The sequence below is a fragment of the Paractinoplanes hotanensis genome, from assembly GCF_023717965.1.
In the GTDB taxonomy this organism is placed as follows: Bacteria; Actinomycetota; Actinomycetes; order Mycobacteriales; family Micromonosporaceae; genus Actinoplanes; species Actinoplanes polyasparticus.
This window is the reverse complement of the sequence record NZ_JAMQOL010000048.1, coordinates 110,600-129,017: the sequence shown is the minus strand read 5'-3', so window position 1 is coordinate 129,017 and position 18,418 is coordinate 110,600. Positions and strand designations below refer to the sequence as shown.

General features: G+C 70.2%; 19 protein-coding genes. 8 read left to right on the top strand and 11 right to left on the bottom strand.

The features are described from left to right. The first annotated feature begins 81 nt into the window (after positions 1-81). A complete protein-coding gene (locus LXN57_RS33305; protein WP_251802187.1) occupies positions 82-2,499 on the top strand; it encodes a transglycosylase domain-containing protein in 2,418 nt (805 codons plus the stop codon). 116 nt (positions 2,500-2,615) lie between these two features. On the opposite strand, the gene LXN57_RS33300 is transcribed toward LXN57_RS33305, so the two are convergent. The 5 genes from LXN57_RS33300 to LXN57_RS33280 form a co-directional block, all read right to left on the bottom strand. After that, positions 2,616-3,386 (bottom strand): ABC transporter ATP-binding protein, encoded by a 771-nt coding sequence (locus LXN57_RS33300; protein WP_251802186.1) that lies wholly within the window; start codon positions 3,384-3,386, stop codon positions 2,616-2,618. Further along, a complete protein-coding gene (locus tag LXN57_RS33295; protein ID WP_251802185.1) occupies positions 3,383-4,495 on the bottom strand; it encodes a FecCD family ABC transporter permease in 1,113 nt (370 codons plus the stop codon). The genes LXN57_RS33300 and LXN57_RS33295 overlap by 4 nt, the downstream gene beginning before the upstream one ends. After that, positions 4,492-5,238, bottom strand: coding sequence for a class I SAM-dependent methyltransferase (locus LXN57_RS33290; RefSeq protein ID WP_251802184.1), 747 nt, complete (start codon positions 5,236-5,238; stop codon positions 4,492-4,494). The genes LXN57_RS33295 and LXN57_RS33290 overlap by 4 nt, the downstream gene beginning before the upstream one ends. Continuing rightward, complete coding sequence (locus LXN57_RS33285) at positions 5,225-6,148, bottom strand: ABC transporter substrate-binding protein (RefSeq protein ID WP_251802183.1); 924 nt, start codon at positions 6,146-6,148, stop codon at positions 5,225-5,227. The genes LXN57_RS33290 and LXN57_RS33285 overlap by 14 nt, the downstream gene beginning before the upstream one ends. Before the next feature lie 188 nt (positions 6,149-6,336). After that, entirely contained in the window at positions 6,337-6,954 is a 618-nt protein-coding gene (locus LXN57_RS33280; protein ID WP_251802182.1) for a VOC family protein, read from the bottom strand. A gap of 150 nt (positions 6,955-7,104) precedes the next feature. On the opposite strand from LXN57_RS33280, the gene LXN57_RS33275 reads away from it, so the two are divergent. Further along, complete coding sequence (locus tag LXN57_RS33275; protein WP_251802181.1) at positions 7,105-7,515, top strand: MFS transporter; 411 nt, start codon at positions 7,105-7,107, stop codon at positions 7,513-7,515. A 330-nt stretch (positions 7,516-7,845) separates the two neighbouring features. Beyond that, entirely contained in the window at positions 7,846-8,982 is a 1,137-nt protein-coding gene (locus tag LXN57_RS33270; protein ID WP_251802180.1) for an amidohydrolase family protein, read from the top strand. Positions 8,983-9,206: 224 nt separating this feature from the next. Here the strand turns inward: LXN57_RS33270 and LXN57_RS33265 are convergent, their stop codons facing one another. Beyond that, entirely contained in the window at positions 9,207-9,743 is a 537-nt protein-coding gene (locus LXN57_RS33265; protein WP_251802179.1) for a YbhB/YbcL family Raf kinase inhibitor-like protein, read from the bottom strand. Between the two features lie 78 nt (positions 9,744-9,821). On the opposite strand from LXN57_RS33265, the gene LXN57_RS33260 reads away from it, so the two are divergent. Together LXN57_RS33260 and LXN57_RS33255 are read left to right on the top strand one after the other, a co-directional pair. Next, positions 9,822-10,433, top strand: a complete 612-nt coding sequence (locus tag LXN57_RS33260; protein ID WP_251802178.1) for a GntR family transcriptional regulator — start codon at positions 9,822-9,824, stop codon at positions 10,431-10,433. A gap of 59 nt (positions 10,434-10,492) precedes the next feature. Then, positions 10,493-10,849 (top strand): PRC-barrel domain-containing protein, encoded by a 357-nt coding sequence (locus LXN57_RS33255; RefSeq protein WP_251802177.1) that lies wholly within the window; start codon positions 10,493-10,495, stop codon positions 10,847-10,849. Here LXN57_RS33255 and LXN57_RS33250 read toward each other — a convergent pair. The 4 genes from LXN57_RS33250 to LXN57_RS33235 all read right to left on the bottom strand — a co-directional run bounded on the left by LXN57_RS33250 (position 10,846) and on the right by LXN57_RS33235 (position 15,180). Next, entirely contained in the window at positions 10,846-12,108 is a 1,263-nt protein-coding gene (locus LXN57_RS33250) for a PEP/pyruvate-binding domain-containing protein (RefSeq protein ID WP_251802176.1), read from the bottom strand. The genes LXN57_RS33255 and LXN57_RS33250 overlap by 4 nt on opposite strands. Then, entirely contained in the window at positions 12,105-12,692 is a 588-nt protein-coding gene (locus LXN57_RS33245; RefSeq protein WP_251802175.1) for a transcriptional regulator, read from the bottom strand. The genes LXN57_RS33250 and LXN57_RS33245 overlap by 4 nt, the downstream gene beginning before the upstream one ends. A gap of 53 nt (positions 12,693-12,745) precedes the next feature. Next, entirely contained in the window at positions 12,746-14,032 is a 1,287-nt protein-coding gene (locus LXN57_RS33240) for a TetR family transcriptional regulator (RefSeq protein WP_251802174.1), read from the bottom strand. Positions 14,033-14,352: 320 nt separating this feature from the next. Further along, the gene (locus LXN57_RS33235) at positions 14,353-15,180 is read right to left on the bottom strand and encodes a LysR family transcriptional regulator (protein ID WP_251802173.1); all 828 of its coding nucleotides are present in this window, start codon (positions 15,178-15,180) and stop codon (positions 14,353-14,355) included. 69 nt (positions 15,181-15,249) lie between these two features. On the opposite strand from LXN57_RS33235, the gene LXN57_RS33230 reads away from it, so the two are divergent. Further along, positions 15,250-15,969 carry an SDR family NAD(P)-dependent oxidoreductase gene (locus LXN57_RS33230; protein ID WP_251802172.1) on the top strand — a complete coding sequence of 240 codons (720 nt, stop codon included), beginning with the start codon at positions 15,250-15,252 and terminating at the stop codon, positions 15,967-15,969. An 83-nt stretch (positions 15,970-16,052) separates the two neighbouring features. Here the strand turns inward: LXN57_RS33230 and LXN57_RS33225 are convergent, their stop codons facing one another. After that, positions 16,053-16,868, bottom strand: a complete 816-nt coding sequence (locus tag LXN57_RS33225) for an SAM-dependent methyltransferase (RefSeq protein WP_251802171.1) — start codon at positions 16,866-16,868, stop codon at positions 16,053-16,055. Between the two features lie 55 nt (positions 16,869-16,923). On the opposite strand from LXN57_RS33225, the gene LXN57_RS33220 reads away from it, so the two are divergent. Together LXN57_RS33220 and LXN57_RS33215 are read left to right on the top strand one after the other, a co-directional pair. After that, positions 16,924-17,670, top strand: coding sequence for an SAM-dependent methyltransferase (locus LXN57_RS33220; RefSeq protein ID WP_251802170.1), 747 nt, complete (start codon positions 16,924-16,926; stop codon positions 17,668-17,670). Positions 17,671-17,673: 3 nt separating this feature from the next. Next, positions 17,674-18,357, top strand: coding sequence for an SDR family NAD(P)-dependent oxidoreductase (locus LXN57_RS33215; protein WP_251802169.1), 684 nt, complete (start codon positions 17,674-17,676; stop codon positions 18,355-18,357). Positions 18,358-18,418 lie beyond the last annotated feature (61 nt).

Genomic DNA, 18,418 nt, shown 5'->3' with positions numbered 1-18,418 from the left:
TCTGTCGGCGGCCGCGCGTCGGTCGGTTCCGCCTCCGTCGGCGCCGCGCCCGTGGGCTCCGCGTCCGTCGGCTCCGCGTCCGTGGGCTCCGCCTCCGTCGGCGCCGCGCCTGTCGGTGCCGCGCCCGTCGGAGCGGCCAGGGTCGGCGCCTCGGCTGCCGTCGCGCGGGCCGCCGTTCGCCCCACGCCGCCGGGCCCGCCCGGCGTGCCCCCCAAGCCCGCCAAGGACCAGGTCAAGGCGGCCAAGAAGCGCCGCCGCACCAACCTGCTGACCGTGGCCGCGGCCGTGCTCGTGATCGTGCTGGGCGCAGGCGTGGTCGGCGGCGCGTACTTCTTCGACGACGTCCAGTTCACCGAGCCCCCGGTCGAGGACCAGGTCAGCCAGATCTTCGCGGCCGACAACAAGACGGTCGTGGCCACCATCGGCAACTCGACCCGCTCGGTGGTGCCCTACCAGGGCATCAACCCGCTTATCGGGCAGGCCGTCATGGCGGCCGAGGACAAGAACTTCTACGACCACAACGGCATCGACATGAAGGGCATCGCCCGCGCCGCGTGGAACAACTTCACCGGCGGCGACCAGCAGGGCGCGTCGACGATCACCCAGCAGTACGCGCGGCACGCGGCCGAGCTGAAAGAGATCAGCTACAACCGCAAGCTGCGCGAGGCCGTGATCGCCCGCAAGATGGAGGACCACTACTCCAAGGAAGAGATCCTCGGCCGCTACCTCAACTCGGTGTACTTCGGCCGGGGTGCCAACGGCATCGAGGCAGCGGTCAAGGCGTACTTCGGCAACGGCCGTTCGTCGCTGACCCAGCCCGGCCAGAAGGGCGCCATCACCGCGTCCGAGGCCGCCGTCATCGCCTCGGTGATCAAGCAGCCCGAGCCGTCCAAGACGCACCGCGGCTACGACCCGGACAACAACCGGGCGGACGCCGAGATCCGCTGGAAGTACACGCTCAACAACATGCTCGAGAAGGGCTGGATCAAGCAGCTTCCGACCGCGTACCCCAAGGTCCAGAAGTTCAACCCGGACGCCTGCCGCACCTCGTGCGGCACCGACAGCGCCTCCGGCAAGATCGTCAAGTACGTGAAGCAGGAACTGCGGGCGATCGGCATCAGCGACGCCGAGCAGAAGAAGGGTGGTCTGCGGATCACCACCACGATCAACCCGGCCGTGCAGAAGGCCGCCGAGACCGCCGCCAAGCGCACCAGCGACAAGTCGCCGCTGCGCAAGCTCGACGCGACGTACAAGACGGCGCTGGTCGCGGTCGACCCGAAGACCGGGCGGGTGCTCGCCTACTACGGCGGCCCGAACGGCGACGGCGTCGGTTGGGACTACGCGGGTCCCAACTACAACGACAGCGGCGACTTCATCGGCGGTGGGCGTCCGCCCGGCTCGTCTTTCAAGATCTACACGCTGCTGGCCGCGCTCAGCGACGGGTACGGCCTCGACACCACCTGGGACTCCGAGGCCAAGAAGGTCGGCGGCGACGCGATCAACAACTCCAGCCGCACCAACTTCACCTGTGACAAGCGGCGGTGCCCGCTCGACGAGGCGACCGTCCAGTCGTACAACTTCCCCTTCTACCACCTGGCCGCGGCGCTCGGCCCGGACAAGGTGGCCGAGGCCGCCCGCAAGGCCGGCGTCCAGTTCATCTCCAGCCCAACCAAGATCGGCGCTCGGGTCGACCTGGCCAAGGCCAAGGGCGACGCGCTCAAGCAGTACGGCAACGAGATCGGCTACGGCCAGTACGCGATCACCGCGCTCGACCACGCGAACGGCGTGGCCACGCTGGCCAACCAGGGCATCTACAACAAGGCCCACTTCGTGAAGTCGGTGCAGAAGCGCGACGAGAAGACGGGCAAGTTCAAGACGTTCCACACCGAGCGGCTCCAAGGCGTCAAGGCCTTCGAGCCGGACGTGGTCGCCGCGCTCGACCACGTGCTGCAGAAGATCCCCGGCAAGAACGGCCAGAACCTGCGCAACGGCTACGACGCCATCGGCAAGTCCGGCACCTGGGAGTACAAGGACGGTAAGAGCGGCCAGAACGGCGACGCCTGGTGGGTCGGCGGCACCCCGAACCTGGCCGCGACGGTCTGGATCGGCCGCGAGAAGCAGGTCAAGACCCAGATGCAGCTGCTGCCGATCTACAAGCCCGGCACCAAGAAAGGCATGACCGGCGGCTCGACCCCTGGCGACACCTGGAAGATCTTCATGGACCTGGCCAACAAGGCCCTGGACGCCGAGAAGACCGACTTCCCGCCGGACGTGAAGGTTGGCGACCCGAGCAAGAAGGGCAACGGCCTCGACCCGCTGCCCCCGCCGCCGGAGAACAACGGCTGCATCCTGAACGGCACGGTCTGCCCGCCCGGCACCAACCCGAACAACCCGGGCACCAACCCCAACAACCCCGGCACCGGAACCCCGCCGATCAACGACCCGAACACCGGGTTCCCGCCGGCCGGCAACGGCGGCGCCGGCGGCGGGAACAGATAGGGACGCCGATCCACCAGAACGGCCGGCACGGGCTCAGCCCGTGCCGGCCGTTTTCGTCGGCTCCGGCCTTTTCTCGGTCCGGCTATTTGTCCCGGGCCGACACTTGGGTGCGGCGGTCAGCCGGAGGCGGCCCGTAGGGCGACCCGGTGGCGGCCGGTGACGTCCGGGCCGACCTCGGCCGTGACGCCGAAGACCCGCTCGACGCGATCGGCCGTCAGGACAGCAGCCGGCGGCCCGCAGGCTACGACCCGGCCGGCCGCCAGCAGGACGATCTCGTCGCAGTACTGGGCGGCCAGGTCGAGATCGTGCAGGGCGGCGACCGCGGTGACCGGCAGGCGCGTGAGGTCCTCCAGCAGCGCGAACCGGTGCCGGATGTCGAGGTGGTTGGTCGGCTCGTCGAGCAGCAGCACGTCCGGCTCCTGCACGAGCGCGCGGGCGAGGGCGACGCGTTGGCGTTCGCCGCCGGAGAGCGAGGTCCACGAGCGGTTCTCCCAACCGCCGAGGCCGGCCCGGTCGAGGGCGGCCGCGGACCGGCGCAGATCGTCGGCACTGACCGGCGCCAGCCGCGCGCGGTGGGGGATGCGGCCCAGCAGCACGACGTCGCCGACGGTCATGTCCGCGTCGTCGGGCGTGTGCTGCGAGACGACCGCGACATGGCGGGCCACCTGCCGCCGCGGCAAGGCCCGGCGGTCGGCGCCGTCGAGCAGCACGCGGCCGTCGTCGGGCCGGTCGAGGCCGGCCAGCAGCCGCAGCAGAGTCGACTTGCCCGAGCCGTTGGGGCCGAGCAGGCCGACCGTGCTGCCGGTGGGGGCGCTGAGCGTCACCTCGGCCAGCAGGGGCGTGGCGTCCCGCAGGCGCCGCCCGATGTCTCGTGCCTCGATCCTCACCGAAGGAGCTCGCTCTCGCTGACGGGCCTGTGGACAGCCCGGGATTGTGGATAACCAGCGGTCTTCCCAGCCGGATCACGTACGGTCCGCCCCCTGCCCCGGGAGGGAGGGGGTTCGGGATGGAAGCCGCGGCCTCGAAAGATCAACGCGAACACGGGCACGCCCAGCAGTGCGGTGACGACGCCCACGGGCAGCTCCTGGGGCGCGAACGCCGTGCGGGCCAGGGTGTCCGCCCACACGAGCAGAATCGCGCCGGCCAGGGCGGTCAGCGGCAGCAGCGTGCGGTGGCGGGCGCCGGTCAGGCGGCGGGCCAGGTGCGGCACGGTCAGGCCGACGAAGCCGATCGCGCCGCTGGCAGCGACGAGCACGGCCGCCAGCAGCGCGGTCGCCGCGAAGAGCAGCGCCCGCACCCGGCCCGGCGCGAAGCCGAGCGATTCGGCGACATCGGCCCCGAACGAGAACGCGTCCAGGGCGGGCGCCGAAGCCCAGCAGACCAGCAGCACCACGCCGCCGGCCGCACCGCACAGGGCAACCGACTGCCACGACGCCGCGGTGAGCGAGCCGAGCAACCAGAACAGCGTGCTGCGCGTGCTGTCGGGGCTGGCCGCAGCCACCATGGTCAGGCTGGTGACGGCGCTGAACAGCTGGGCGGTGGCGACGCCGGCCAGCAGGATGCGGGACGGCTGCGTCCATCGTCGGCCGGCCAGCAGCAGCGCTACCGCGAAGGCGGCCACGCTGCCGGCGAAGGCGCCGGTCGAGAGGGCCACGGCCCCGGCGCCGAGGCCCAGCACCAGCACGCCGACCGCGCCGGTCGAGGCGCCGGCCGAGATGCCGAGCAGGTACGGGTCGGCGAGCGGGTTGCGGGTCAGCGCCTGCAGCACGGCGCCGCAGACGGCCAGGCCGGCGCCGACCAGCGCGGCCAGCAGCACGCGGGGCATGCGCAGGTCCCACACGATGCTGTCGGCCAGCGGTGGCAGCGGGGCGACCGGCAGTCCGCTGTGCGCGGCCACCGTGCGCAGCACGTCGGCCGCCGACAGGTCGGCCACGCCGATGGTCACCGCGGCCGCGATGCTCAGCACGAGCACCGCGGCCGCTACGACGGCTTTCATCGCCGGGCGAACACGACGTAGTCGTCGAGGTACTGCCAGACGGTGCCGGTCTCGGCGAAGCCGGCGGTGCGCAGCGCGGCCAGGTGCAACTCGAGCGGCGCGTGCGGCTGCGGCGGGCGGTCGGCGAACCGCTTCTCCCGCTCCTCCCGCAGCGCGGCCAGTTCCGGTTCCTCGTACGCCTCGGCGTGCCAGGCCGCGTAGTCGAGAGCGCCGGCCGCGAAGCCGTCCCGCTGGGTGCGTTCGTCGTGCCGTTTCGACAGATCGAGCAACGTGGGTGACCGTTCGTCGAAACGCAGGTGGTCCGCGTTCATCAGCACGCCGCCGGGCCGCAGCAGGGTGGCCGCATCCTGATAGACGGCGAGCAGCTGCGCGGGGGAGAGCCAGTGCAGCGCGGTGGAACTGACCACGGCGTCGACCGGGCCGGGCCCGGCCAGCGACGGCCACGACGGCGAGACGAGGTCGGCCTCGACGACGCGCACGCGGTCCCCGTACGCCGAAAGCGCGCCCGCGGCGACACGCAGCAGGACCGGGTCGTAGTCGACGGCGGTGACGGTGGCGTCCGGCAGCGCCGCCAGGATCCGGTGCGAGAGCGCGCCCGGCCCGCAGGCGAGGTCGAGCACGTGCGGGCTCGGTGACGGGCCCAGCGTCAGGACGTCGAGCATGGCCGTGAAGCGGTTCTCGCGGTGGGCGACGTACGCGCTCTGCTGCCTGTCCCACGAACGCAGAAGCTCAGAGGCGCGCATTCACGGCCTCCAGGGCGTCGATGCTGCGCACCGACGGGTCGAGCGACGATCCGGGCACGGTGATGAACCGCCCTGCCTTGACCGCGTCCAGCTTCGAGGTCACCGGGTTCGAGCGCAGAAAATCCATCTTGGACCGCGCGCTGTCCCCGTCCCCGCCCCGCGTGAGGTCGGCGACCACGATCCAGGCCGGGTTGCGCGTCGCGATCTGCTCCCAGTTGCCGGCCGGCCAGGTCACGCCGGCTTCGCCGTAGACGTTGCGCAACCCCAGTCGCGAGCTGACCGCCGCCGGCACGCCGCCCTTTCCGGCCACGTACGGCGTACTCGTGCCCGAGTAGTACCAGAGCACCGAGGTCTCGTCGTGTTTCGTGGCCGCCGCCAGCCGGGCCCGCTGCGCGGCGACGAGCGAAGCGCCGCGGTCCCGCACGCCGAACAGCGACGCCACCTCCTCGATCTCCTGGAAGAGCCCGTCGAACGTGAAGCCGGCGGGCGACTTCTCGCAGGCGAATCTCGACAGGTACGCCGGGATGCCGAGCTCGCCCAGCCCGGCGCGCGGCCCCGCCGCGTCCGGCGCGTAGGCCGAGGTGAAGGTGGAGTACACGAAGTCCGGCCGGGTCTCGAGCACCTTCTCACGCGACGGATACAGCTTCGCCAGCACCGGAACACCCGCGTAGGCGCTCGCGAGGGCCGGCAGCACGGGGTCGGTCTGGTAGCTCGTGCCCGCCATCCGGTCGGCGAGGCCGAGGCTGAGCAGGATCTCGGTGGCGTTCTGCTCCATGGTGACCGCCCGCGCCGGTGGTGCGGGGACCGTCACCTCGCGCCCGCAGTTGGTGACCGTCACGGCCGCGGCGGCGGGCGGCGCGGGCGACGCGGCAACGGTCGCGCAGCCCGACAGCACAACCAGTGCCAGCATCATAGAAATGAAAGTCGTTTTCACAAGGGCGCACCCTAGTAGCCGTTTTTCCGGGCGGTCAACTGCACATATGAGCACCCGTGGGTCCCAGCTGGGCGGTCGCGCGGGCTGTTCCGCAGGATCTTCCCGCGCGGCATCTTCGGCTGAAGGAAGTGGCGGGCGCCGACGCGTGGCGCCCGCCCGTGAGCTCAGCGGGGCAGCTCGGCTCCGGCCTGCTCCTTGACCATGTAGTCGGCGTACCAGTCCGGCCAGTCCGGGTCCGCGGCGCCGGTGCGCTTCTCGTGCTCACCGTGCGCGGCTGCGGCCCGGCGCAGGGCAGCGGCCAGATCGGCCGTGGTGGCGAACGCGGTCGTGCTCGGGTCGACACGGCCGGGCAGGCGGTTGGTGACCTCCTGCAGCACCCAGCCGTTGCCGTCCGGGTCGCTGAACGACAGGTACGAGCCGTAGCTGCTGCGGTTCGGGTCGGGGCCGGTCACCCGGTTGTCCGTGCCACCGCGGTGGAAGACGCCGGCCGCGTCGTGGAAAACCTCGCTGGGCTCGGCGCCGGCCCGCTTGAGCTCGTCGTGCGCGGCGTCGATGTCGCTGACGACCAGATGTAGGCCCTGGGCGCTGCCGGGCTCCTGCTCGAGGACCAGGCTGCCGAAGATGATCGACGCGGGCGAGCCGGGCGGGGTCACCTGAACGACCCGGAATCCGTCGTCGGAGGCGAAATCCGCGTCCAGCCGCCAGCCGAGCCTGGTGTAGAACTCCTTGGCCCGGTCGACGTCCGCGACGGGGACAACGACGACTTCGAGCTTCATGTCCATGGTGTGCTCCTGAGTTCGTACGGGAAAACTCGACACCCCTTAATCTCGCGCTCAGGGGCACCGGGTCGCGCCAGGGGGACACACTGGTTTCCAGGGCGCCAGGGCATGCCACGGGCGCGAACCAGGGCCCCGGGGCCCAGGCTGGTTGGCATGACAGTCAAGCTGCGCTCGCCGGGTGGGGTGGCGCTGGTCACGGCGACGGTGCTGGCGTCGATGGTCGGCTTCGTCGACGCGTACATGATCAATGTGGCCGTCCCCGCGATCGGCCGCGAATTGCCCGCGAGCGTCACCCAGCTGCAGTGGGTGCTGACCGGATACCTCATCACGGTCGCCTCGTTGCTGCTGCTCGCCGGGGCGCCGGCCGACCACTTCGGACGCAAGAAGGTACTGATCGCCGGGCTGCTGGTGATGCTGGTCGCCTCGGTCGCGTGCGCCGTCACACCCGATCCGGGGACGTCGACGGTGGCTGCCTTCGTCTTCGCACCGCCCGACGTCCAGCTCAGCCAAGGTCAACATCCCCCGCCGGAGTACCAGGAGATCGTGCCAGGAGCCTTTTTTTAACGGTCGTCTCAGATTCGCTTGGTACGAAAGTCGGCGTCAGATGAGCGAGGCAACTCGTGCGCCGGAGGTATTGATGGCTGTCAAAGTAACGCGGTCCGGGAAAGCGCCGCCCGGGCGGTTGAGATCCGGGGTGGGCGCCATGGCGCTGGTGACGGCGTTCCCTGTCGCCGCCTACGGGTCGTACGCCGACAACAACGCGGGGTCCGGCGCCGAGGTCGAAGGGGGACGCGGCGTGGGCGCCTGGTAACGACGAAGGGTCGAACTGAAGCATCTCGCAGACGGATGCCGTACGGATAACCACGCCACACAAACACTTGAAGAGAGACTGACATGAAGTCCATGGGACGCCGCGGCTTTCTGGCCGCTGCCACGGCACTTGGTGCTGGTGCCGGCTTGTCCACGTACGCCGCCGTTTCGGCAGCGGACGGGAACAAGACTCCGGACAAGACTCCGGACATTGCGTTGCGAGACCGGGACCTGCCCTTCATCGGCACGGAGGAGACATTTTCGACTCCCACGTTGTTGAAGCTGAACTCCATCAACGAGGAACACATCGAGTTCCTTGAGGAAATTGGTCTTTCGGATCTAGGCCAACGCCGCATCGACGCTATGGATGCGGGGGGACTCAACGTTCAAATCCTCTCTGCTCATACACCGTCCGTACAAAATGTCCCTGGGCAAAGGGGCATCGACCTTGCCTATCGTCTTAACCGGCAACTTGTGGACGGGCCGATCGCCAAGTATCCGGGCCGCTTCAAGGCTTTCGCCACCTTGCCCTTGCAGAGCCCGGAGGCGGCGGCGGACGAACTGGAACGCTCGGTCAAGGAAGATGGCTTCCTGGGCGCACTGACCAACGGGCACATCACGAAGAAGTTTCTCGATCATCCCGATTTCGAGCCCGTGCTGGCACGTGCCGTTGCTCTCGACGTGCCGATCTACCTGCATCCCGGCTATCCGGCTGACGAGATCTTCAAGATCTACTACAGCACCACCCGGTCTGAATACACGGAAGAGTTCCAAGACTACATTTTCAGTGGGTCTGGATATGGCTGGCACCAGGAGGTGCTGACCCAATGCATCCGGATGATCGCGTACGGGGTTTTCGACAGATTCCCCAAGCTGAAGGTCATCATCGGCCACATGGGCGAGGGTCTTCCCTTCTACTACAAGCGGATCATCGAAGACATGGGCGAGCCGACCGAAAACTCGCTCGAGAAGCCCTTCGGGCAATACTTCCAGGACAACTTCTGGATCACAACCAGCGCATTCCCCCAGACCGAACTGCTCGATCTCCTGCTGAAGTTCATGAGCGTGGATCGGGTGATGTTCGCAACCGACTACCCGTTCGCTGACATAAAGGTGCAGACCGACTGGTTCCGCGGAGTCGATCTGCCACGCGAAGACAAGGAAAAGATTGCGTTCCGAAATGCAGAGAAGCTGTTCAGAATGAAAGTGCCCGTGAAGTGATGCGCCCGCGTCGGCCGGAGTGAAAGAATTCGTGCGGTAAGGGAGAATGCGGCCGAGGCATGCGATGCGCGGCTGCCCCATAACGCGGTCTCATGCAGGCTCTTCTCAATTGAACGAGGTTCGCGGCCGGCGGCGACCCGAATGTGAATGCTCGCACGCATACCCGCCCGGAGGCCGCGCCTCTCGCACTGTGCGCCACGAAGTGCGAGAAGCGCGGCGAGCGATCAGGACGCCGGGGTCTCCGCGGTGGCGACCAGGGTGGCGCGGCCCAGGATGTGGCCGAGGAAGTTGAAGCCGAGGAACGCCGGGGTCGCGGTCGGGGGAACGCCGATGTCCTCCACATCGAGCGCGTGCACGGTGATGAAGTAGCGGTGCGGGCCGTGGCCGGCGGGCGGGGCGGCGCCGACGAAGCGGGCCGCGCCGGCGTCGGTGGGCAGCTGGTAGGCGGACTCGGGCAGCCCGGAGCCGGCTTCGTCGCCCGCGCCCTCGGGAAGGGACGTCACGGTGGCAGGGATGCCGGCGACGGCCCAGTGCCAGAAGCCGGAGCCGGTCGGGGCATCGGGGTCGTACATCGTGACCGCGTAGCTCTTCGTTCCCTCGGGGGCGCCGCTCCAGCTCAGCTGGGGCGAGGCGTCCTGGCCGCCGGGGACGCCGAACAGGCCGGACATCTGCGCGGCGGGCAGCACCTCGCCGTGCTTCACGCTGGTGCTGGTAACCGTGAAGGCCGGCACCTCGGGCAGCCGGGCGAACGGGTCGTTCATGGTGTCTCCTCGCTGAGATCGTGTCCTTACGATCGACTAACCTACAGATAATCGATTATTTTCGGTAGGGTGACCACCATGACAGCGTCGGAGAAGGTGTACGCCTCGCTGCGAGCGGCCGTCCTCGACGGTGAATTCGAGCCGCGGCAGGCGCTGAAGCCGCAAGAGCTGGCCACCCGCCACGGCGTGAGCCTGGCCGTCGCCCGCGAGGCCCTGCTACGGCTGGTGGGCGAGGGGCTGGCCTACCGGCTGCCCAACCGGGGCTTTGTCGTGCCGGACACCGGCGCCGAGCGCTGGCAGCAGATCGCCGAGACCCGCTCGCTGGTCGAACCGGCCGCCCTGAGCCTGGCCGTGGCCCGCGGCGACCTGGAATGGGAGGCCGCCGTCCGGGCCGCCTACCACCGCCTGGCCGGCACTCCCTTCGCCGTGACCGGTGACTGGGCCGAGGCCCACCGGCTGTTCCACCGCACGCTGCTGAGCGGTTGCGGCAACGACGTGGTGCTGGAGACGTTCGACCGCCTCTGGACGGCCGGTGAGCTGGCCCGCCGGTGGTCGTTCGAGGCCAACCCGACGCGCGACGCGGCCGCCGAGCACGAGGCGATCGAGCAGGCCGTCCTGGCCCGCGACGCCGACCGGGCCGCCACCCTGCTGCGCAGGCACATTCTGTACACGGCGGCGGTGCTGCTCTAGCGCGCGAAGTCACTGGGCGAAGTCGTTTCGCAACGGCCGGCACAGGGCATCTGACGTGCATGTTCCCCGCTGAGAACCTGCGCGACTGGCGCGGCGAGAAGGTCATCGACCCCGACAGCAACAAAATCGGCGACCTGGAGGCGGTCTACGTCGACACGGTCACCGATCAGCCCGCGTTCGCCACCGTACGGGTCGGCATGTTCGGCCGGCACCGGCTGGTCTTCGTGCCCCTGGACGGCGCGACCGTGCTGCCGAGCGCCGTACGGGTCCGTTACGACAAGAAGACGGTGGGCGACGCGCCGACGATCGACGTCGACGGCGAGCTGGAGGCCACCGAGGAGCCCAAGGTCTTCGCCCACTACAACCTGCCGTACCAGACCGGCGCGGCCGGCGAGCGTCGCCTGGCCCGGCGCTAGCCCTTGGCGTGGGCGGCGGCGAGTCGTTCCTCGCCGGAGCGGGGCGAGCGGTCGCCCGAGACGTCGTCGGCCCACGACAGCAAGCGGTGCAGGTGGGTGTCGGCCACGGCCGGGATCAAGCCGGGGTTGCCCCGCACGACCGCGCCGCTGGCGCCGTCGATGCTGATGATCGTGCCCTCGGGCAGCCGCAGATCGGTGGCGCCGACGACGGCGGGGCGGCCCAGCGAGCGCGCGACGACCGCGGCGTGGCTGGCGAGGCCGCCAAGGTTGGTCACGATGCCGGTCGCGGCGGCGAGGCCGTGCAGGTCGAGGGGCGAGGTCTCCGGGCGTACCAGGATGACGGGCCCGTCGCCGGCCATCCGCACGGCCCGGTCGGCGGTCACAGCGACCCGGCCGGTGGCCACGCCCGGGGAAGCGCCGCGACCGCGGGCCAGCAGATCGCCGCCGAGCAGCCGAGGGACGGCGGCGGCCCGTAGCCGTTGCGGCGAAATGCGGCGTACGGCTTCGCGCCGGTCGATCAGCCCCTCGTCGGCCAGGTCGACAGCCACCCGGACGGCGGCCCGCGCGGTCAGCCCGCCCGGGCGCACCTGAAGGAGCCACAACCGGCCCGACTCCACAGTGAACTCGACGTGGCAGGCGTCGCGGAAGTGCTTCTCCAGAGCCGAAAGCGCCTCGGCCAGCTCGGCCCACACCGCCGGCTCCCGATCGGCCAGCACCGGAAGCGGCAGCGTGACCGCACGCCCCGAGACGACGTCATCTCCGCGGCCGCGGAACAGCAGATCGCCGTACGGTTCGCGGTCGCCGGTGGTGGGGTCGCGGCTGAAAGCGACGCCGCTGCCACTGTGGCTGTCCCGATCCCCGTACACCATCGCCTGCACGACAACGGCGGTGCCCAGGTCGTGCGGGATTCCGTGCAACGTCCGGTAGGTGCGGGCGCGCGCGGTGTTCCAAGAGCCGAAGATTTCCCGTACGGCCGGAGTGACCGGCCCGCGCACGTCGAGCACCGTGGACATCATGCCCGGCATCGACACCGCCGCCCCCGACCGCACCGAAACCGCGTCCACCCCCAGGGCGTCACGGGCCGCTTCCAGCCCGCTCGGCATCTGCCCGTCCCGCAGAAAGGCTCGCCCGGCGGCGACGTCCACGACGAACCCGGTCGGCACCGGCAACCCCAGCCGCATCAGGGTGACGAGCCCGGCTGCCTTGCCGCCGATGGTGTCCGCCGGCGCGTCCACCGCAGGCCCGAGCGACCGGATCATGTGCGCGGCCGCCCGAGCGTCACCAGCAGATCCTCATGCAACTGAAACCACACCACGTGGTACGAGGTCATGCTGTCCGCCAACTCCTCCAGCGCCCCGCCCCGAGCCCGCCCGAGCGCCGAAGCCAGCCGTTCCCGATAGCGCCCGAACCGAGGCAGCGCCCCAGCCAGCTCGACACACACCACTTCCACGCGCCGGTCGAGATCCCCGAAAAGCTCCAGAACCCTTCCGTCGTACGCGGTGTCGCGGTGGTCATTGGCCACGGCCACCCCGTCCACGCTGCGCAGCTGCCAGGCCGAGCAGAGGTCCAGCAGCTCCGGATTGAGAACCAGGAACCTTCCGTACGCGGATTCGACCGCCCCCGCGGCCCCCGCCGCCCGAAGCTCGGCCGCAGTGCGCCGGAGGTCCTCCGCCCGCCCCGCCGCGGTGAGCCCCCAGGCCCCCATCTCCCGGGTCACCAACCCGTCGACCGCAAGGTCGATCAGCGCCGACTCGGTTTCCCCCTCCGCCCGCCCCACCGCATCAGCGATCCGCGACAGCTCAGCAAACCCCATACACCGCAACACATGCAGCACATCACTCACAGCGCCCCCAGCCCGTCATCCCGTACGACTCCTCGCCCCCCGCCGCGCGGCGTTCACGGCGTCTCCCTGGCGATCGCCGTTGCGTGTCCGGCGCCGCGGCCGTCGGAGCGGGCGACTATCTCGCCGTTCTTGATCCGGACGGACGTCTCGGTATCGAAGGCCGGAGTGGCGCCCATCGCTGATGCCAGCGCGCCGCTTTCGTCCAGGACCAGGCGCAGCGACGGGCGGAAGGCCGGACCGAAGATCTGGCGCAGCATCGTCGCCAGATCGTTCAACCGCAGCCGGACGAGCGCCCCCGTCTCGGCCGGATCGTCGGTCACGACCGCGATTATGACCACCTCGCCCGGCCGGGCCGATCGGACGGCATCCTCGGCCGACCCGAGACGGCCGGCGCCGAGCAGCACGACCACGCCGTCGCCGACCTCGAAGGAGCGACCGCTGAGCTCATCGGCGACCGCGCCGGGGGAGACCCAGGCCTCGGCGACCGGGCGGGCCGGTGCCACGTAGGGAAGATAGGGCGGATTCCACTCGTCAGCCACGTCCAGCCCGGCCAGATGTCGGCAGGCGCCCGCCACGTCGAACGCGTCGCCGAAGCCGGGGGCGGTCTCGGCCAGCGTGGCCGCGCCGTGCAGCATCGTGAGAATCAGTTCGGCCAGCCGCACCCGCCGCCCGGCGCCCCGCGCCCGGCACGACTCGAGCGCGACCGCCAGCAGCAGGGCTTCCAGCCAGGTGAGCTGAGCCAGGGCCGCCCGGCCCCGTTCGTCGTCGTCGAACACCCCGGTCAGCGACCGCGCCCGCAAACGCCCAGCCGTGTTGTCGTCGTAGGCGAGCGGCAGCCGTTCCAGCCACACCCGGGCGAACGCCTCGACCGCGCCCGGCACATCGAGCGCCTCCAGCTCCGCCGCGGGCGACCGCTGGTTGACCCGACCCGGGTCATTCCGTTCCGTCGCTGGCAGGAGTCCGCTGATGTGCTCGCGCTCAGCGGTCGATCCGGCTGCAGGTTCCTGTTCAGCGGCATGCCCGGCTGCGCGTTCCTGCTCGTCGGCTGGTTCCATCGCGCGCTTCTGCTCAGCGGCCTGCCCATGTGAGCGCGTGTGCTCAGCAGGAGGCGCCGATGGGTCCCGCGTGCGGGCCGGCTCGGCACCGTCGAGCAGCACCGCCAGATACAGCGCCCGCTTGCTCGGAAAGTTGGAGTAGACGGCCCCGCGAGTCAGTTCGGCCCGCTCCGCGATGCGGTCGATCTTGGCTTCCGAGTAGCCACGCTCGGCGAACTCAGCCCGCGCCGCGGTCAACACGGCCCTCCTGGTCCGAGCCTGCTGCTCCATCCGCGAGATCCTCACATCATCAGGATACTCACATCATCCGGATGTTCGGAACATGCGAAAGCCCGCTCTTTGATGGGCTGCACGAGGCGCAGGTGTACCAGCGGCGGAAGGTTCTGTCCGACCCATCGGGCGCGGCCATGCTGTCCCGGACCACCAGGTGGGAGCCGGCGTAGTGGCACCTGGCGCGCGCGTCAGCGAGATCGCGTCCCCGGCGATGCCTGAGCTGCGCTGACCGCGTGTGTTCTCAGTCGCGATCGTCGACTGTCAGAGGCTCCAGGCCAGTGACCGCATGCGTTGGAGATTCGGTCACTTCTGGCCGGTCACCGAGCGTGTTCTCAGATGCGGGTCGCTGCCTGGATCAGGCTGGCCAGGGCGAGTGACCGGCTGTGCCGCGGCCACGCGATCACGGTTGTGACCAGGGGCGCATCCAGCACGGGGACGGTGGTCAGACCCTCGTGCAGCGAGGCCCGGATCGACTCGGGCAGCACGGTCACGGCCCGGCCCAGCGAGATCAGCTGGAGCAGCTGGGTGGCGTCGTGCACCTCGGGACCGGGGCCGGGCGCATACGTGCCGTCGAGTTCCGGCCAGCGCGGCCACAGCACGTCCGCCAGGTCGGACATTCGCAGGCTGGACCGCGTGCTCAGCTCGTGGCCGGCCGGCATCACGAGCACCTGGCTCTCGGTGCTGAGTTCCTCGGTGTCGAGCCCGGCGGTCGAGTCGAACGGCAGGTGCAGCAGCGCCACGTCGGCCCGGCCGTCCCGCAGCAGCGCCTCCTGCTGGCCGGGGCCGCACAACACGACCTCGACCGGCACGGCGCCCGGTTCGGCGGCGTACGCGTCGAGCATCTTCGGCAGCAGCTCGCCGGCCGCCCCGGCCTTCGAGACGAGCACCAGCCCCGGGTTTTCCGAGGCCCGGCGCGTACGCCGTTCAGCCGCCGCCACCGCGTCCAGAGCCGCCCGCCCCTCGTGCAGCAGCACCGCGCCGGCCTCGGTCAGCGCCACCGAGCGGCTGCTGCGGTGCAACAGATCTACGCCGAGCCGCCGCTCGAGCTGGCTGATCGCGCGCGACAGCGGTGGCTGGGCCATGCCGAGGCGCAGCGCCGCCCGGCCGAAGTGCAGCTCCTCGGCGACGGCGACGAAATAGCGCAGCTCCCGCGTTTCCATACCGCCACGGTATCGCTGCGCACCCAGATGGTGTTGGCCCGAAATCGCCGCCGCGGACAGGATCGATTCATGAGCGAGAAGACAATTGCGCTGGTCACCGGCGCGAACAAGGGCATCGGGTACGAGATCGCGGCCGGCCTGGGCGCGCTGGGCTGGGCAGTCGGCGTGGGCGCCCGCTCAGCCGAAAGGCGGGAGACCGCCGTCGAGAAGTTGTGCGCGTCCGGCGTCGACGCGTTCGGGGTGCCCCTGGACGTGACCGACGACGCCAGCGTCGCCGCGGCCGCGGCCCTGCTGGAGGAACGTGGCCTGGACGTGCTCGTCAACAACGCCGCGATCACCGGCGGGGTGCCGCAGGAGCCGACCGTGGTCGACCCGGCCGTGGTCCGGACGGTGATCGACACCAACGTGCTCGGCGTCATCCGGGTCACCAACGCCATGCTGCCGCTGCTGCGCCGCTCGTCCGCGCCGCGGATCGTGAACATGTCGAGCAGCGTGGGCTCGCTGACGCTGCAGAGCGCGAACACCGGCGGGACCGGGCCGATCTCCGCCGCGTACGCACCCTCGAAGACGTTTCTGAATGCCGTCACCGTGCAGTACGCCAAGGAGCTCGCGGACACGGACATCCTGATCAACCTGGGCTGCCCGGGCTACGTGGCGACCGACCTGAACCACTTCAGCGGCTACCGCACCCCCACCCAGGGTGCGGCGATCGCCCTCCACCTGGCCACCCTGCCCGCCGACGGCCCGACCGGCGGCTTCTTCGACGACGCCGGCCCCGTCGCCTGGTGAGGACGACGCCGGCCCTGTGGCCTGGTGAGGACGACGCCGGCCCTGTGGCCTGGTGAGGACGACGCCAGTCGGGTGGGGGGCGGCTACGGCTTGCGGCCGACCGCCGTCCAGATGTTGATGTCGGAGCGGGCCGGGATCTCGGCGCCCGGTTCGGGCCGCCACTCGCTGGCCGGCACGACACCCGGCTCGACCAGCTCGAGGCCGTCGAACAGGGCGGTGAACTCGTCCTTGGGCCTGGTCCAGACGTCGGACTTACCCTGCGCGATGAGCTGCTGGTAGAGCTTCTGCTGCTCGGGGGTGCCGAAGTCGGCGGTGGCGTGGGTGGCCACCAGGTAGCTGCCCGAGGGCAGGGCGTCGAGCAGTCGGCGCACGATCGGCTGGGCCGCGCCGTCGCGGTGGATGAAGTGCAGCACGGCGATCAGCATCAGGCCGATCGGCTGGTCGAGGTCGAGGGTCTCGCGCAGCGTCGGGTGCTCGAGGATTTCGGCCGGCCGGTTCAGATCGGCCTCGATGTAGGCCGTACGCCCCTCGGGGCTGCTGTTGAGCAGCGCGCGGGCGTGCACCATGACCAGCGGGTCGTTGTCGACGTAGACGATGCGGGCGTCGGGCGTGACCCGCTGCGCCACCTCGTGGGTGTTGTCGGCCGTGGGCAGGCCGGTGCCGATGTCGAGGAACTGGCGGATGCCGGCCTCGGCGGCCAGGAAGCGGGTGGCCCGCTGGAGCAGCGCACGATTGGCCAGCGCACCCAGCCGTACCTTGGGAAATAGCTTTTGCAGCTCGTCGCCCGAGGCCCGGTCGGCGGCGAAGTTGTCCTTGCCGCCGAGCCAGTAGTTGTAGCGCCGGGCGGGGTGGGGCACGGTCGGGTCCAGGCCCGCCGAAGCCGCGCTGGTGTGGTCCACAGCGGAACAATAACTCCTGTTCCCCAGCCGCGTCGCATCGGTCCACAATGGAAATATGGATGAACTCGACACGGGCGTGCCGCAAACGGCGCGTATCTGGAACTACTGGCTCGGCGGAACCGACAACTTCGCCGTGGATCGGCAGGTCGGCGATCAGATCCGCGAGGCGTTCCCCGACATCGTCGACAACGCCCGGGCCTCCCGCGCCTTCCTCGTACGGGCGGTGACCCACGTGACTGCCACGGCCGGCATCAGGCAGTTTCTCGACGTCGGGGCCGGTCTGCCGACGGCCGACAACACCCACGAGGTGGCACAGCGGGTCGCTCCCGAGTCACGCGTCGTCTACGTCGACAGCGACCCGCTCGTGCTCGCTCACGCTCAGGCACTGCTGACCGGTAACACCCATTTCGTGCAGGCCGACGGCCGTGACACGGCGTGGGTGCTGGAGGCGGCCGGGCTCGACTTCTCCCGCCCGGTCGCCTTGATCATGTCGGGCCTGCTGGGCCACCTGACCGACGACGACGTCGCGCTCGCAATGGTCCGGGCCTACCTCGACGCGCTCGCGCCCGGCAGCTATTTCATCGCGCTCGACGGTTCCCACAGCCTCGAGCACGGCGAGGCCGAGAAGATCTGGAACGAGCAGGCCAATCCGCCGTACGTCCTGCGCAGTCACGCCCAGTTCGCCCGCTTCTTCGACGGCCTGACCCTGATCGACCCCGGCGTGACCTCGGCCCCGCTGTGGCGCCCCACGGTTCCCGTCCCGAAGGCTCTCGACGTGGTGTGCGGCGTCGCGATCAAATAGGGCGTGACTTCCACCCGTACGGCGGTGATCACCGGCGGCCTCAGCGGCCTCGGCGCCGCGGCCGCCACCCGCCTGCGCGCCGACGGCATCCAGGTCCACACGATCGACCTGGGCGAAGGCGCGGACGTACGAGCCGACGTCTCCGACCCGGCCGCGGTGAAAGCAGCCGCCGCCCAGCTCGGCCCGGTCGACATCCTGATCAACTCAGCCGGCGTGGTCGGCCCGAACGCCCCGCTGTGGCAGGTCGACCCCGAGGCTTGGGACAGGGTCTTCGCCGTCAACGTGCGCGGCACGTTCAACACGTGCCAGGCATTCGTCCCCGGCATGCTCGCCCGAGGCTGGGGCCGGATCGTCAACCTGGCCAGCATGGCCGGCAAGGACGGCAACCCCAACATGAGCCCCTACTCGGCCTCGAAGGCCGCGGTGATGGCCCTGACCAAGTCCCTGGGCAAGGAACTGGCCACCACCGGCATCCTGGTCAACGCGATAGCCCCCGCCGTGATCGAAACCCCGATGAACGCCGACACCGACCCCGCAGCCCTGGCCCACATCACCAGCCTCATCCCCATGAAGCGCGTGGGCCGCCCCGAAGAGGTAGCCGAGCTGATCGCCTGGCTGACCTCCGACAAGGTCTCCTTCTCGACCGGCGCCGTCTACGACATAAGCGGCGGCCGAGCCACGTACTAGTCTGCAGGGTCCGCATCAGGTGGCGCCTGCCGATGCGCTACGACTCTGCTGTGCCCGCGAG

Bases quoted from the DNA above. Each gene is read 5' to 3' on its own strand.
- LXN57_RS33295 (WP_251802185.1), bottom strand. From the start codon at position 4,495: ATGAAAGCCGTCGTAGCGGCCGCGGTGCTCGTGCTGAGCATCGCGGCC.
- LXN57_RS33290 (WP_251802184.1), bottom strand. From the start codon at position 5,238: ATGCGCGCCTCTGAGCTTCTGCGTTCGTGGGACAGGCAGCAGAGCGCG.
- LXN57_RS33285 (WP_251802183.1), bottom strand. From the start codon at position 6,148: ATGCTGGCACTGGTTGTGCTGTCGGGCTGCGCGACCGTTGCCGCGTCG.
- LXN57_RS33280 (WP_251802182.1), bottom strand. From the start codon at position 6,954: ATGGACATGAAGCTCGAAGTCGTCGTTGTCCCCGTCGCGGACGTCGAC.
- LXN57_RS33275 (WP_251802181.1), top strand. From the start codon at position 7,105: ATGACAGTCAAGCTGCGCTCGCCGGGTGGGGTGGCGCTGGTCACGGCG.
- LXN57_RS33270 (WP_251802180.1), top strand. From the start codon at position 7,846: ATGAAGTCCATGGGACGCCGCGGCTTTCTGGCCGCTGCCACGGCACTT.
- LXN57_RS33265 (WP_251802179.1), bottom strand. From the start codon at position 9,743: ATGAACGACCCGTTCGCCCGGCTGCCCGAGGTGCCGGCCTTCACGGTT.
- LXN57_RS33260 (WP_251802178.1), top strand. From the start codon at position 9,822: ATGACAGCGTCGGAGAAGGTGTACGCCTCGCTGCGAGCGGCCGTCCTC.
- LXN57_RS33255 (WP_251802177.1), top strand. From the start codon at position 10,493: ATGTTCCCCGCTGAGAACCTGCGCGACTGGCGCGGCGAGAAGGTCATC.
- LXN57_RS33250 (WP_251802176.1), bottom strand. From the start codon at position 12,108: ATGATCCGGTCGCTCGGGCCTGCGGTGGACGCGCCGGCGGACACCATC.
- LXN57_RS33235 (WP_251802173.1), bottom strand. From the start codon at position 15,180: ATGGAAACGCGGGAGCTGCGCTATTTCGTCGCCGTCGCCGAGGAGCTG.
- LXN57_RS33230 (WP_251802172.1), top strand. From the start codon at position 15,250: ATGAGCGAGAAGACAATTGCGCTGGTCACCGGCGCGAACAAGGGCATC.
- LXN57_RS33220 (WP_251802170.1), top strand. From the start codon at position 16,924: ATGGATGAACTCGACACGGGCGTGCCGCAAACGGCGCGTATCTGGAAC.